The organism is Acetatifactor muris (genome assembly GCF_024623325.1).
Lineage (GTDB): Bacteria > Bacillota > Clostridia > Lachnospirales > Lachnospiraceae > Acetatifactor > Acetatifactor muris.
In genome coordinates this window covers 62,984-77,711 of the sequence record NZ_JANJZD010000002.1, presented here as the reverse complement: position 1 = coordinate 77,711, position 14,728 = coordinate 62,984, and the positions used below count along the sequence as shown (strand labels likewise).

Annotated in this window: 16 protein-coding genes; all 16 read left to right on the top strand. The window is 42.6% G+C overall.

What is annotated here, in order from left to right; all coding sequences use genetic code 11:
* Window positions 1-8 precede the first annotated feature (8 nt).
* The 16 genes from NSB25_RS29595 (at window position 9) to recD2 (ending at window position 14,692) form a co-directional block, all read left to right on the top strand.
* The gene (locus NSB25_RS29595; protein WP_306817533.1) at window positions 9-533 is read left to right on the top strand and encodes a DUF5720 family protein; all 525 of its coding nucleotides are present in this window, start codon (window positions 9-11) and stop codon (window positions 531-533) included.
* Between the two features lie 305 nt (window positions 534-838).
* On the top strand, window positions 839-2,134 hold the full coding sequence (locus tag NSB25_RS02215) for an AAA family ATPase (protein WP_103237907.1): 1,296 nt from the start codon (window positions 839-841) through the stop codon (window positions 2,132-2,134).
* The gene (locus NSB25_RS02210) at window positions 2,124-2,831 is read left to right on the top strand and encodes an RloB family protein (protein WP_103237908.1); all 708 of its coding nucleotides are present in this window, start codon (window positions 2,124-2,126) and stop codon (window positions 2,829-2,831) included. The genes NSB25_RS02215 and NSB25_RS02210 overlap by 11 nt, the downstream gene beginning before the upstream one ends.
* Before the next feature lie 11 nt (window positions 2,832-2,842).
* Window positions 2,843-3,874: a nucleotidyltransferase domain-containing protein gene (locus NSB25_RS02205; RefSeq protein ID WP_103237909.1), complete on the top strand. Its 1,032-nt coding sequence runs from the start codon at window positions 2,843-2,845 to the stop codon at window positions 3,872-3,874.
* Window positions 3,867-5,498 (top strand): ThiF family adenylyltransferase, encoded by a 1,632-nt coding sequence (locus NSB25_RS02200; protein ID WP_103237910.1) that lies wholly within the window; start codon window positions 3,867-3,869, stop codon window positions 5,496-5,498. The genes NSB25_RS02205 and NSB25_RS02200 overlap by 8 nt, the downstream gene beginning before the upstream one ends.
* Window positions 5,461-6,000: a Mov34/MPN/PAD-1 family protein gene (locus NSB25_RS02195; RefSeq protein WP_103237911.1), complete on the top strand. Its 540-nt coding sequence runs from the start codon at window positions 5,461-5,463 to the stop codon at window positions 5,998-6,000. The genes NSB25_RS02200 and NSB25_RS02195 overlap by 38 nt, the downstream gene beginning before the upstream one ends.
* Window positions 6,001-6,010: 10 nt before the next feature.
* Window positions 6,011-7,072: an SAVED domain-containing protein gene (locus tag NSB25_RS02190; protein ID WP_103237912.1), complete on the top strand. Its 1,062-nt coding sequence runs from the start codon at window positions 6,011-6,013 to the stop codon at window positions 7,070-7,072.
* Between the two features lie 76 nt (window positions 7,073-7,148).
* Window positions 7,149-7,799, top strand: coding sequence for a DUF6088 family protein (locus NSB25_RS02185; protein ID WP_103237913.1), 651 nt, complete (start codon window positions 7,149-7,151; stop codon window positions 7,797-7,799).
* A 433-nt stretch (window positions 7,800-8,232) separates the two neighbouring features.
* Window positions 8,233-8,436, top strand: a complete 204-nt coding sequence (locus tag NSB25_RS02180; protein WP_103237914.1) for a hypothetical protein — start codon at window positions 8,233-8,235, stop codon at window positions 8,434-8,436.
* Between the two features lie 11 nt (window positions 8,437-8,447).
* Complete coding sequence (locus NSB25_RS02175) at window positions 8,448-9,653, top strand: hypothetical protein (protein ID WP_103237915.1); 1,206 nt, start codon at window positions 8,448-8,450, stop codon at window positions 9,651-9,653.
* Window positions 9,654-9,849: 196 nt separating this feature from the next.
* Window positions 9,850-10,104 carry a hypothetical protein gene (locus NSB25_RS02170; RefSeq protein WP_103237916.1) on the top strand — a complete coding sequence of 85 codons (255 nt, stop codon included), beginning with the start codon at window positions 9,850-9,852 and terminating at the stop codon, window positions 10,102-10,104.
* A complete protein-coding gene (locus tag NSB25_RS02165) occupies window positions 10,104-10,508 on the top strand; it encodes a type II toxin-antitoxin system VapC family toxin (RefSeq protein ID WP_004063337.1) in 405 nt (134 codons plus the stop codon). Before NSB25_RS02170 ends, NSB25_RS02165 begins: the two co-directional genes overlap by 1 nt.
* 469 nt (window positions 10,509-10,977) lie before the next feature.
* Window positions 10,978-11,139, top strand: a complete 162-nt coding sequence (locus tag NSB25_RS02160; protein WP_160264256.1) for a hypothetical protein — start codon at window positions 10,978-10,980, stop codon at window positions 11,137-11,139.
* Between the two features lie 2 nt (window positions 11,140-11,141).
* A complete protein-coding gene (locus tag NSB25_RS02155; RefSeq protein ID WP_103237917.1) occupies window positions 11,142-12,206 on the top strand; it encodes a YqaJ viral recombinase family nuclease in 1,065 nt (354 codons plus the stop codon).
* A 34-nt stretch (window positions 12,207-12,240) separates the two neighbouring features.
* The gene (locus NSB25_RS02150) at window positions 12,241-12,414 is read left to right on the top strand and encodes a hypothetical protein (protein ID WP_172454930.1); all 174 of its coding nucleotides are present in this window, start codon (window positions 12,241-12,243) and stop codon (window positions 12,412-12,414) included.
* A 4-nt stretch (window positions 12,415-12,418) separates the two neighbouring features.
* A complete protein-coding gene (gene recD2 / locus NSB25_RS02145; protein ID WP_103237919.1) occupies window positions 12,419-14,692 on the top strand; it encodes an SF1B family DNA helicase RecD2 in 2,274 nt (757 codons plus the stop codon).
* The last annotated feature ends 36 nt before the right edge of the window (window positions 14,693-14,728 follow it).

Here is a 14,728-nt window from a genome sequence, read left to right as displayed (position 1 = left end):
GGAAATATATGATAACATTGACTGAGGATGAAAAGAGGATGGTGTTCCAGCTGGAGGGCTGCCACAGGTATGATGCAGTACAGGAGATTGCTGTGCTCTGCCGGTATACCCGTGACCATGATATAAAAGCAACTGCAGAAAATCTGTTAAAGAAACTTCATGAACTTTCGGAAGATGACTGCAGGGAGCTGATCTGTGAGATTCAGAGAAACTATCACCTGCCCTGGAAAGCAAGGACCGTTGGGGAGATGATTGCTGTGGCAAGGCAGGAGTCCGGCGCCCGGAAACTGGAAGGGCATGACATCATGGCACTGGAACGCTTTGACCCGGAAGTGACGCATATGATTGTGTTTGATGTGCTTTCGAGGGAATCTCCCGTAGGAGATAAAGGTGAACGGATGAGGCTGTTTCTGACTGAAGCCGGTTATAAAAAAGCTTTGGAGAATCAGGACAGGTCCTTCATCCGGATTTTGAACTATGCAAAAGTGTCACAAGGGCATTTGAGGTATGGCCAGCCAGACGGAGAGTTATAAATACCTTTGTTTCTGAAATCTATACTGTTTAATTATGGGGGATAGGGTTGATAATGTTTGCCGGTCCTACCTTTTGAGGTAGGGCTGGCATATTTTGGGTAGAGACGTGGATTACAAAGGGATAAAAACAATTTCTTCATAGATGAACAAAATAAAAATGTATAAAAATATAAAATTTCAATAAAAATAACTATGTAAAACAAGAAAATATGAAATTACATGTTGATTTTTTGCGAAAATAGATTATAATGTATGTGAGGATAATGCTGGATTATGGATGTAAAACCTAAAATGAGGAGATTATTATGCTGATACAATTTAATTTTAAAAATTTTAAATCTTTTCGTGATGAGGTATCTTTGGATTTGACGGCAACGAAGATAACAGAACACGAGAATCATGTAGCAGAAGCGGCGAATGATAAACTTTTAAAGGTGGCGGCTATCTATGGCGCCAACGCAAGTGGAAAGTCTAATGTGTATGATGCCTTTGAATATATGACTTACTATGTAGATGAATCTTTTAAATTCGGTGATGAAGAAGAACGGCGCAGGAAAACGGGAGATTCTTATCTGAAAGTGACACCATTCCTTTTTGATGAAAACAGCCGTGACGAGGAAACCACCTTTGAAGTATTTTACGTTGACAATTCAGAAGATACGGGCAAGACATACCAGTATGGGTTTTCTTTGAAAAAGGACGAAGTGGTGGAGGAATGGCTCTATTCCAAAGCAAAGACGGCAAGAAACAAGTACCGGACAATTTTCTACCGTAAAAAGGGCGAAGAACTGGAGATGAACGGCTTTTCCAAAAATCATGTGGAGAATATCAAGGCATCTCTGAATAAGGAATCCCTTATTGTATCTTTGGGATCGAAGCTGCGGATAGCCAAACTGAAAAAGGTGAGGGATTGGTTTTTGAATAATGAGATTGTAAACTTTGGCGATCCGGCAGAGAACTTTTTCCTTTCCAGAGTTTTGCCGGAAGGGTTTATAGACCGAAAAGAGGTGCAGGATAATGTGGTGGAATATTTTGCATCTTTTGACGAGGCGATACAAGATTTTAATGTAGAAGAACTTCCCCAGGAGGATGAAAAAGACAATAGCAAAAGCTATAAGATTGATGCCTTGCATAAAATGGGTGACAGTGGGAAAATGGCTTCTATTCCATTAAAACAGGAATCCAGCGGAACATTGAAGATGTTTGCCCTGTATCCCTCTTTAAAGGAGGTGCTGGACCAGGGTTCCACGCTGTTTATTGATGAGTTGAATGCCAGACTGCATCCATTGTTGGTAAGGAATATCATATTGACTTTTCTTTCGCCGGAAATCAATACTAGGAATGCGCAGCTGGTTTTTACAACCCATGACATCTGGCAGTTTTCCAATGAATTGCTACGGCGGGATGAAATCTGGATGGTTAATAAAAACCGGGACGGAGTTTCGGAACTGTACTCTCTGGTTGAGTTTAAGGACGAAGAGGGGAACAAGGTACGGCGGGACGAGGCTCTTGCAAAGAATTATCTTACAGGAAATTATGGAGCGATTCCAGCGTTAAAGCCTATGAAGATGTTGAAGGGGAGGGGAGCGGATGGCAAATAGGGGGAAAGCGGCAGGAAAGAAAACCACTGCCGCCGGAAAACCCAGCGACAGTCGAGCCGGAAAAAGGCGGGACAGAAACAAACGAGTGGGAGCCAGGGTTCCCGAACTGGGATATTATCTGATTGTGACGGATACGGAAGAAACGGAGAAGAATTACTTTGAAGGGCTGCGGGACAGTATTCCGGCTGAGCTGAAAGACCGGCTTGTGATAAAGGTGGAAAAGGCCAGAACGGTAGAACTTGTGAAGAAGGCTCTGGAAATGACAGGGCAGGAATCACAGTACCGAATACCGTGGATAGTTTTTGATAGAGACCAGGTAAAGGATTTTGACGAGATTATTCAGACAGCGGAGAAAAGCGGTGTGGGTGCGGGATGGTCTAATCCCTGTTTTGAGATATGGATGTATGCGTATTTTGGAGAGATGCCTGTGATTAGGGAGTCTTTTACCTGCTGTGATCGGTTTGCTGAGAAGTTTGAAAAGATAACGGGGCAGAAATATTCCAAGAACGACAGGAGTATTTATCAGAAGCTGGTGCAGCATGGAGATGAAAAAAAGGCGATTCAGTTGGCGGAGAGATGTTATAAAAGATGTGTGGAAGATGGAAAACGAAAACCATCGGAGATGTGGCCGGCTTGTAGGGTGCATAGGTTGGTGGAAGAAATACAAGAAAAAGTAGTTTCAAATTATAATAATTAAGGAGAGAAAAGATGAAGCTAAAGAAACAATTTGCGGACTTTTACAAAGAGATTAAAATTGATGAGGAAGTCGAAGATTTGAAGGAAAAACGGGAAGTGTTGCAGGGAGATATTGAAAACAAGCTTCCTAATGAATTAAAGAAGCATGGTATAGACTTAAAAAAGAGTGAAATTAAAATTTTTGACCAAGGTAGCTATAAACTTAATACAACAATCTCAAATGATTATGGAAGTATAGATAGAGATGTGGCTGTAATGTTTCCATTAAATATAGTTGAAAATTCTGATCCCAGAAAGATTAAGGCATATGTCAGAGATGCGCTAAAACATCAAAATAGAACTTTAGATATCAAGGAACCCTGTGTAAATGTATCATATATCGAAAATGGCGAGGAATGGATGCATATAGATTTACCAGTTTATGCTCAATATAATGGAAATGTTTATTTGGCAAGAGGAAGTGAGTTTGCAAAGGAAGGGAATTATCGTTGGGAAGATGCCGATCCAGAAGGATTAAATGAATGGTTGCTGGGAAAAATCACGGGAAACGATCAGCTAAGAAGAAATATTCGATATATTAAGAAATGGAAACAGGAAAAATACCATGATTCATCATTGGATCATGAAGTTCCACCAAGTATAGGTTTGACCTTGCTGATGTGTAAACATTTTGTTCCTTCAACAAGCGCTGAAGGAGATGATGATTTGCTGTCTTTGAGAATGTCAATTCAAAATATAATGAACGAGTTCGATTTGACATATGATTATTTTGGCAATCTCATTAAAGCAGACATTACATATGATCTTCCAGTAGTTCCATTTACAGATGTATTTTCTAAAATGAAAAAAAGTAATTCATATATAATTAAGTTTTATAATCGTTTGAATACGGCGTTGCAGAATTTGACGGATGCATGTAACGTGGAATCAGAGCATGATGCAGGACTAAGTGTGCAAAAAGTGTTTGGAGAAAAATTCTTGGTTCCACCAAAGCAAGTATCTATATCTACTTCTTCGAATAGAAGGGAGCATAGTTTTGGATGAAGTAAAAGCAATAAGAGAAATATTATCTTCTTATGATGAGATATCAAATATCAGTGATGATGGAAAGATTGTATTTTTTGAACTTTATAATAATACGTATGGGTTGTTATTCTTGTCTTTGGTAGACCCACTTAGTAGGCCAATAATTTTTATTAAAGACGATGAGCAGTATGACTATCCACATATTATGCTGTCAGAGATACCTATAAATGGAGACAAATATCGTGCATTATGCCTGTATGAGTCAGGTACTCAAATTGAGTATATAAAAACTTATGAAGAGAAATTGATAGATGCGATTGATAGATTATTTGAACTCTTAAATTTATCCCCTTATGAGATTGAAAGAGAATTTCAGAATGAATTTCTGTTTTATTGGAATGCACAGGCAAAGGAAGAAGTAGATGTATATATACAGTCTGAAAGAACTTTTCATCGTATGAACGTATATAGAAACAAAGATGGTATTTTTCGCTTTGTAAGTAGAAAAATAGCTTTGAATGATAAAAGTAAATATAAGCATGTTCCTAATTTAAATGTTTATTATATTCCGATAACGGACAATAGAGGAATATTACCACCGCTAAAAAACAAATTATGGGATTCCAAAGTAATATTGAATATTTTCAAAGGAAGAGATTATAAAAGAATTGATTCAGAAACGTACAAGGCAATTCAAACTGAAAAAATAAATCAAACAGAAGCCATATTTATTTTTGAAATGCTTGTTGAGAAACAAATAATTACCTTTGGAGCAAAAGTCAGATTTAAGAGATCATATCACAATACGCTTTTAGAGAAAATTGAGCATTCGATTGAGGAAATTGATTATTTGGAAATAAAAAGGTGTGATTACTATTTTCTTAATAAGCAAATTGGAAATGAAACATCTATAATTGGTAAAAAAATTGCTATTGTTGGAGCTGGGTCATTAGGCAGTTATATTTCTGTAGAGATGGTGAAATCAGGTATTAAGGATTTAACATTATATGATTCTGATACGGTTGAAGGAGAAAATATATTACGGCATCAATCAGATTTCTTCTGGCGTGGATGCAGTAAGGTTTACTCATTACAGTATAAGCTACAACAAATTCATCCCGAAGTTATGGTTGAAATAAAAACTGAAAATATTACAACGAAAATATTGAAAGATGACATGAATAAATTTGATATGATAATATTTGCAGTGGGAAATAGTGATGTACAGCTTTCGTGTAATAATCTTTTGAAAAAAGAAAATTATGCAAAACCAGTTCTTTATGTTTGGCTAGAAGCGGGAGGAAGTAATAGTCATATATTGTGTGTGGATTATTCACAAAAAGGATGTTTTGAATGTCTGTATACAGATGAAAAAGGAAGACTGATAAATAATAAAGTGAATAGAATGACCGAGGAACAAGTCGAAAGTCATACTCTAAGAAACGGATGCGGTGCAACAAGAGTAGCATATGGGAGTAGTATTTTGTTAAGAACAACGGGCGTAGTATTAGATATGGTGCAAAGGGTATTTAATCATGAGATAAAAGAAAATATATTATTGAATATTACCAGAACATCGGTTACTGAGCAGAGTGGAAAATTTATTGAAAGTAGGTGTAATTGTTGCGGTGATCCAGATTGAAAATAAATGTGTAAAAATGTTATTGCCAAATAAAAAGGTGGTAGATATATTACCAGAAATTTTTGGAGAGATAAAAAAGTGGCTTCAAACAAGTAAAGATGCTCCAGAAAGCGGAGGATATATCATTGGTTATCAGCATGACAAGACAAAAAATATTTCTCTGGAAGGGGTATCGCATCCATATTTATTAGATATAAGGAATCGGTTTCGATTTGATATAAAAGATCCAAGGCATAATATTTTTTTAATGAAGGCTAAATTAAGAAAAAGTTATTACATGGGTGTTTGGCATACGCATCCGCAAGTGATGCCAGAACCTTCATCTATTGATTGGAATGACTGGTATAAAACATTAGATATTGATCAAACAGCATGTGAATATGCATTTTTTATAATTGCAGGAACTACCTATATAAGAGTGTGGGTTGGTGATTTTCAATCAAAACATATTAACGAAATATACGAATGTGAGAAAGTAGGCGATTTATATAAAAAGGCTTGATTTTAAGAAAATGTTTAAAGCAATATTTGGGGTTTTGTCTATACCATTTTCGTTTATTAGCATAATAGAGATATTGCATATTAAAGAAATTATAGATGATACATGGATAAAGTTATTAGGTATAGATCAAGAGACAGGATTGTATTATGGTTTGACAATTCTTTCGGATAAATGGAAACATAGCGATAATGTTATGTGGGCATTGTTTTTATTCTTTTTGTTTTTGATAATTGTACAAATTGCATATTTTATATATGAGAATAGACTGGAAAGCATTTTGCTTATAGAGCATAACTCTCTTAATAAAATGTACTTTAAAATAAACAAAGAATGCAGAAATTCTTATATAATTGTTCCGTATAAATTAAATCAATACACAACATTTAATTCCAATCTTCCGCTGAAAGAAAAGTTAAATATTGCTATAACAGAGCTTGAGAACCATATTGACAAAATAAATGATAAAATAGGAAAAGGAAAGTATTGGGCAGGTTATGCAGGTATTGCAAACATACCAATGACATTTATGTTGGGTTTTGAACTGGGGGATGAAAACAGAAAATTACTTTTCCATAAATATCATGGAAGAAAGACATCGGCAAAATTAAAGGATGATTCATTTCACCTATTGAAAGAGGATGAAAGGAGATTTGTATTTAAAAATGAAATAATTGAGAAATCAAATTTAGAGAAAAAGGGAAAACTTCTTTTGCTAATTGAATTAACACAGCCAATAAGGGAAGCGGATTATAAGGCTATTCAGGAAGAAAATGATTATATTATTAAATTTTATATTGCAGATACAATAGATTATGATGTTGTTGATTCAAGTAGCCAAATAGATGAATATACAGATGAAATTTTGCACTGGGTTGCAGAAAATCAAAAGAATCCCAATATAGTACAAATAAAGATATGTATTGCTGCGTCAAGTGCATTCATATTTGCATTAGGAATGAAGTTCAGCAAAACTCAGAACAAAGAAACAGTAATTTTTCATTATGAAAAGGATACATATCCTTGGGGAGTTAATGTTCATAAAAGGATACCAATTATTATAAAGGAAGTATGAGTATAAAATGAGAAGCGCGGTAAAATTGCAACAATTCAGTCGTGCTTTTTTATAATAATTTAGACGAGGGAGTAGTATGGAAGAAGGAGTGGATACCTGTATGCTGAAGGAATATCTGGAAAAAAACTATGGTTACAATGAACCGATTTTCCTTAACGAGATCCGGCTGGAGGGGCTTAGTGACAATGCCCTGCGCCAGTATTTCAAACGGATGCTCAAGTCAGGCGATCTGGCTCGTTTTGATACCGGGATTTATTATCTCCCAAAAGTGCCACGGCTTTTGAAAAAAAGTTATTTAGATCCCATGAAGGTCATTATACGCAAATATATCCAAAGTACAACAGAAACCTATGGATACTTTGCTGGAGCCACTTTTGCCAATCAGATTGGTCTGACAACCCAGATGCCGGCAACACTGGAGATTGTAACGTCAAAAGAATCGACAGAGGGGCGTACCGTCACCGTAGGCTCCCAGGCCGTCCGGCTGAAACGGCCCGTCACGACTATAACATCGGAAAACGCCGGGCTGCTCCAGTTTTTGGATGCCGTTTTCCATGCAGAAAAATATTCCGAGCTTTCTAATTCTGATACGGGAATTCTTCTGAAAAACTATGCAAAGCAGCGAAATTACAGTAAGGAGCTTCTTTCCAGTGTGCTGTCCGGCATTACGGGTTCTGCTGCAATAAAACTGATTGAATGGGGAATTATTTATGAATTTACATCATGACCACGAAGTATTTAACAGGGGTATGATTATTATTTATTTTAGGTATATCCTTATATCTTTCACTATATATAGTTTCTTTTCGTTGACGGATTCCATATCTTGTGTTACACTTCCCTTGTAATTGATTTTTGTGCGCATCCTTTTATGGAGATACAGGCAGAAATGTCTGTATGCGGCATAGCCCCGCATTGCACACGCTGTTAAGTTTGTATGATTGTACCAGCAGTATCACTACGTCCTGTAAGTGATATACCGCTGGTTTTATTTTGGAAAATTTTATTATCTCTTTTCAGAGCAGGAATGACATGGGTTCACAGGAAACTGCGGACGCCAGGAATAAGAAAGTCATTTCTGCTTTTTTTGCTGCCTGAAAACCGGAAGGCTTATAGGGATAGAACAACATTCATAAGGAAGAAAGGAAGGTGGAGAGCGATTGCAGAAAGTAAGATGGCTGGATCAGGACTGCAACAAATGCGGCAGACAGTTAAACAGCTGGGATGCCCGGTTATCGAAAACCCTGGCTTACAAATACCCGTGCTGTGAATCCTGTATTGCCGGGGAATATGATATGTCGGCGGAAAGGCTGCGGGACCGCATGGAAAACTATTTTGGGATGCGCCCATGCCAGGGGCTGTAAGGAGGAATGGAATGAGAGAAAAGGAACATGAGGAATACAATGCGCTGACAAAGCGGCTGCTGGAGGAAGGCTATACCGTGGACAATCATCCGGACTATGTAAGGGTTGATGTTCCCATGTGGCAGGAGAAAACCCTTGATAATTATGATGGGGGGTTTACCTATGAACGCTGGTGGATCTTTGAACAGACTTTCAGGACGCCCTGCGGCCTGCAGTGCAAAGGACTCCAGTGTCACAGCAACATGAGCTACATGGGGATTGAATGGACTTTTGAGAATGATATGGCTACCATCCGCTGTCCTTATGAAAAGAAGGAATGCAAGCTGAAACACGAATACCTTCAGGAGAATAAGGTACTCAGGTATGAGTGTGAGGTTCATATGACGAAAGAGGAATACTGCTATGAAGGAAGCGTAGAGCATATCCTGAAGCTGCATGATGATGAGATACGGAGACAGGAGGTCAGCTTCAGGCTGCAGAAAAATGGACGAGTCTGCCGTGAGCATATGAGGTTCAATCGGGATACCCTGGAATGGGAAATGAACTATGACCCTTATTATTGCGGATCAAGCAGATGTGCAGGGATGTGCCCGGTCCTGGGGCATGAGCTGGATAAGAAAAAGGGGAATGTATTTTATGATGTGAAAATATCTTATCTCAGAAATGACTTGAACGGCACACTGTTTGAAGGACAGGTGGATACCCGGATCATCAAGGGGAAAAAGCTCTTTGACCATCCGGTGAGCATGGATATCGGCAAGATATGCGCCAGGCTCTGCCAGGACCGGATAAGGGAGAAAGTTCGGAGACATTATTTTACGCAGCTGTTTTTCTCTGAATACCACGGCAGGTATTTTTCCTTTGAGATCCAGAATGTCCGTGCGGAACGAAGGGAGAGCCGGGATCTGATGCAGGACCTGGAGGATATACGGAACGGAATCCAGATCGTGCATGCTTCTGATATGGAAAAAAGGGATTCTGAGAATAAAAGGGAGAGACGGCGGCAGGCGCGGGAGTCTGCGGTCAGGCGTCTGGAAAAGAAACTGTTGGAGAACGGATATGAAAGTCTGGAAAAATTCAGTGTAGACCGGCGCCATGCGGATAAATGGCTGGGAGAGGAACGGATCGCAGAACTGGAACAGATGCGCCTGGAAAAAGAGAAAGAGAGAAGGGAGCAGCCAGTGCAATTAAGTTTGTTTGATATGGAAGTTCTGTAAGATAAAGGAAAGGCTGCCTGGAGCAGCAATAATATTTTTCATGCCAGTATTTTTGAGATACCATCCATACCATTGTAATGTTAATTTGGATATTCTTGATAAAAAGCGGTTTCTTTAGTATAATAAAACCGTGACAGAAGGTAAAGATTTAATCAGATATATGTTTTCTAAATCATGTAGAAAGGTGGTGTCTGTTATGTCAACATTGCAGAATCAGATCACACAATCTCTGGAAGGACTTTCGGATGACAGCCTGCGCTTTATTCTTGATATGATACAGCGCTTTGTGCTGCCATCAGAGTCAAGGAGTGTGAGTATAAATTATGGCGTTGTCACACAGGGCAAAAAACGCAGGCTTGGAAGTATGAAAGGGCAGAAATTTATTGCGGATGGTCATGATATAGACGAGTGCAATGATGAAATAGCCAGATTATTTGAGGTGGATGGTTGATGAAGATTTTGCTGGATACACATATTGCAATATGGGCAGTACTGGATTCGGAGGAATTGTCGAATACAGCCAGGGCAATGATACTTGACGAGAACAATGAAATCTATTACAGTACCGCTTCCGTGTGGGAGATTACAATCAAGCATATGGCACATCCGGAAACATTTTTATTTAGTGGGAAATACCTGGAGAAAGGATGTGAAGAGAATGGTTTTGTCTCGCTGCCTGTATTTAATAAACATGTGGCTGAGCTGGAATCTTTGGTAAGGCCAAAGGATGCTCCACCGCATAAAGATCCTTTTGACAGGATTTTGCTTGCGCAGGCAAAATCAGAAGGAATGAAATTTATGACACATGATACTTTGATTCCGTATTATAACGAATCTTTTGTTATCAGTGTTTAACATGAGTGCAATGATTGATGTAAAGAGCCAGAAGATATTTACAATCTCGAACTGGCTAAAGGTGTGAGCGCATTTTCTTTTGTTGGTTATTTATAAAACACTATATATAGTATCAACAACTTGACTAAATCAATATCTTGTGCTAAACTGTCCTTGTAATTGATTTTTGTGCGTAACCCGTAAGGGAAATGCAGTCCGTTCAGGCTGTATGCGGAGAACTTTCCGCATTGCACACGCTGTTAAGTTTGTATTTTTGTGCCAGTAGTACCATTATGCCCTCCGGGCAGTGGTTTACTGGCTTTTTTATGTAAAAGGGATGACTTTCCCTTTAAGAGCGGGAATGACTATGGTTCATGGAAATCCATGGACGCCAGGATTTGGCAGATGGTCATTTCCGCTTTTTTATTTTCAGCCCAAATGCCGGTAACGGCTTTGAGGATAAAACATTTTAGAAAGGCAGGTACAAAGAATGAGCATGAGAAACAAAAAGGCCGGCAGGAGCTGGCAGAAACAGGCGGCAGGATACCCGTTCAGGGATACCGCTGTCCAGAAAGCCAATGACCAGTACTGGAAGAACTGTACCACGATCCGTACAGTGAACTTTACGCACAGGGCCAGAAGGGGGGCGTGACCATGCCCGATACGAACATGGAGAGGGAAAGGCACAGCCCGCTGGTGCTGGTGGATACGGAAGACCTTACCAGGGAAGAATGGCTGGACTGGCGGCGCCGCGGGATCGGCGGCAGTGATGTCTCTGCCATCATCGGGATCTCCCCTTTCCGCACCGCACGGGATATCTATTATGACAAAGTGGGTATTGCGGCGGTGGAGGAAAATGAAGGCAACTGGGTGGCTATGGAAATGGGCCATCTCCTGGAAGACCTTGTGGCAAAGATATTTGAAAGAAAGACAGGGCTTAAAATCTATCAGGTCAAAAAGATGTTCCGGCATCCCCTTTATCCGTTCATGCTGGCAGACGTGGATTACTTCATCACCATGACGGACGGCACGAAAGCCGTCCTGGAGATCAAGACCACGAACTATAATGCAAAAGACCACTGGTGGAAGGATGGCAGGGAGACCGTGCCGGTCCATTACGAAGCCCAGGGCAGGCATTACATGGCCGTCATGGATATGGACCGGGTATTTTTCTGCTGTCTGTACGGCAACACGGAAGATGAGGTCATTATCCGGGAACTCCGCAGAGACATGGCCTATGAGGAAGAGATGATATTCCTGGAACAGGAATTCTGGAACAGCCACGTACAGAAACAGATCCCGCCGCCTTATCTGGAGGACGGGGATGTGATCCTCGCCAGCGCCAGGCAGTATTGCGGCAGGGCGGACAAGGACGCCGGGGCCATTGTCCTGAACGGGACCATGCCGTCCACACTGATGCGTTATATGCAGCTCCAGGAGCAGAAGAAACAGTCAGATAAATATTCCAAAAAGCTGGAGGCCGACATCCAGAGGCTGAAAGCGATCCTGGCTGCGGAGATGGGTACAAGCTGTACGGCCATCTGCGATATGGACGGGAGCCGTTACACGCTGACATACAACCCGGTGCGCAAGATGGTCGTTGACAAGGACAACCTGGCACGGCTGAAACTGCAGTACCCGGAGATCTATGAGCAGTTTGTGACGGTATCGGAATTCCGGACGTTCCATGTAAAGGTCAGTGCTGTGGATGCCGCCTGAGAACAAAGAACATTATGGAAAGGACAAGGTGAAAATGAGAAGAAGAACATGGATACCAGGGTGCATAGGGGGATTTCTTTTGTTCCTCCTGATAAGGGACGCGTTCCAGCTGATACGCCTGGGATGCGGTCTGGCGCTGTATCCCCTGCTGGGAGCTGTCCTGGCAGTCATTACGGGCCTGCTTGTGTTATGGCTCTTATGGAGGTGAGAGAATGAGTTATACAGGTACTTATGACGGAAAGATATTCCATAACCCGTCAAATAAATTCTGCATTGTCATTGTGAAGACCGCAGATACTGCCATCCCGGAACAGGCACGGGATAAGAGAAGGTATAAAGACCACCTGATCCGTTTTACTGCTGTGGGCTATGAGATCCCCATGACGGATGCCGTGGAGCTGGAACTGGAAGGGGAATGGGTAAACGGGAAATACGGCATGCAGCTCCAGGTGGAGCAGTGGCGTGAGATCGTACCGAGGACAAAGGAAGGCGTGCTGAGCTATCTCGGTTCCGGCCTTATCAAAGGGATCGGGGAGAAAACTGCCGCTGAGATCGTGGCAAAGTTCGGCACAAATACGCTGGACATACTGGAAAAGCACCCGGAACGGCTGCTGGAGGTCCGGGGGATAACAGAAAACAAACTGGAGGATATCCGGACTTCTTTTGCGGAGAGCCGGATGCTACGGGATATCATGACGCTCCTTGCGCCCTTTAAGCTGACGCCGAAGACGGCGCTGAAGATCTACCAGCATTTCGGGCCGGCTTGTCTGGATATTTTGAAAAAAAGCCCATTCGAGCTGTGCCAGATACCGGGCTTCGGGTTCCGCAGGGTGGATGCCATTGTAAGGAAAACCGATAACCGCCCCCGTGACCCCATGCGGATCAGGGGCGCGCTCCACTGCACACTGGACGAGGCAAAGGGAAAGCAGGGGCATCTGTTTCTGGGAAGGGAAGAACTGTGCAAGGCAGCTTTTAAGATGCTGAATGAAAAGATCCCGCTTCCGGAAATGCGTGTGCGCCAGGAGGAAGTGGGCAGGGAACTGGACGCTATGATCCTGGGCGGCTCCGTGGTCTCCATGAGGGACAGCATCTACCACCCGAATGCATTCGCGCAGGAGGATGAGACTGCCAGCCGGATCGCAAGGCTTCTGGCGGAGGAAAGGCCGCAGGCAAAAGACATTACCGCCATCATTGAGGCGGTCCGGGCAGAACAGGGCCTCCGTACTTCCGGGAAACAGGAAGCCGCAGTCCGGACGGCATTTCTTTATAACCTGTCCATCATCACCGGTTCACCCGGTACGGGCAAGACGACCGTTCTGAAGATCATCCTGGAGGTTTACCGCAGGATGCATCCCGACAGGAAGATCGTCCTTATGGCGCCTACGGGCCGGGCAAGCCGCAGGATGGCGGAGAGTACCGGATTTGACGGGGCATGCACCCTTCACAGCGGCCTTGGGCTTGTCAGTGAAGAGGATGAGGGCAGCCGCGGCAGAAAAAAGGACAGCCTGGACGCGGATCTGGTCATTGTGGACGAGTTCTCCATGGTGGATATGTGGCTTGCAGGCAAGTTCTTTCCCGCGTTGAAGGAAGGGGCGAAGACCGTCCTGGTCGGTGACCCGGACCAGCTGCCCAGCGTAGGCGCAGGGAATGTGTTCAAGGAACTGATCCAGTGCGGCCTTGTGCCGGTCACAGTGCTGGACGAGGTATTCCGCCAGGCAAAGGACAGCCTGATCGCCCATAACGCGCGGTTCATCCATGACGGCAGTACCAAGCTGTATTATGGGGATGACTTCCAGTTCCTGTCCTGTGACAGCCAGGCAGACGCAGCAGCTATCATTGAGAAGTATTGCCAGGAGATCAAGAGCAACGGGATCGAGCACGTGCAGATCCTCTCACCATTCCGGACAGAAGGGGCGGCATCCTCGGACCATCTGAACGCCGCCATCCGGGAGATCGTGAATCCGTTCCAGTCCACGGAGGATGAGATCCGTGTGGGTTCAAAGACATTCCGTGTGGGAGACCGCATCATGCAGACTAAAAACACGGATAAGGTATCCAACGGCGATCTGGGATTTATCCGCTATGTGGAGGATACGCCGGAGGGGAAACGGATCGGCCTGGACTTTGGGGAGGACCGCAGCCTGGAATACGGCATGGAGGATCTGGTGAACCTGGACCTTGCCTATGCGACCACCATCCATAAGGCCATGGGCTCCGAGTACGACATCGTGCTGATGCCGGTACTGAAGGCCCATTATATCATGCTCTACCGGAACCTTCTGTATACCGGGATCACCCGCGCAAAGAAGAGGGTGGTGCTGGCAGGAGAAAAGAGCGTGCTGTTCATGGCCATCCACAAGAATGAGATCAGCAGGAGGAATACCCTTCTGGGAGAGCGCATCTGCCTGTATTATAAGGCTTATGCAAGGAGCGCCGGGATCGCGGTGCCGGGGTTCCTGGAAGAAAAACTGAAGGCAGCAGGTTAAAAATGGGATGCAGGTGCAGAAAATGCACGGGGTATC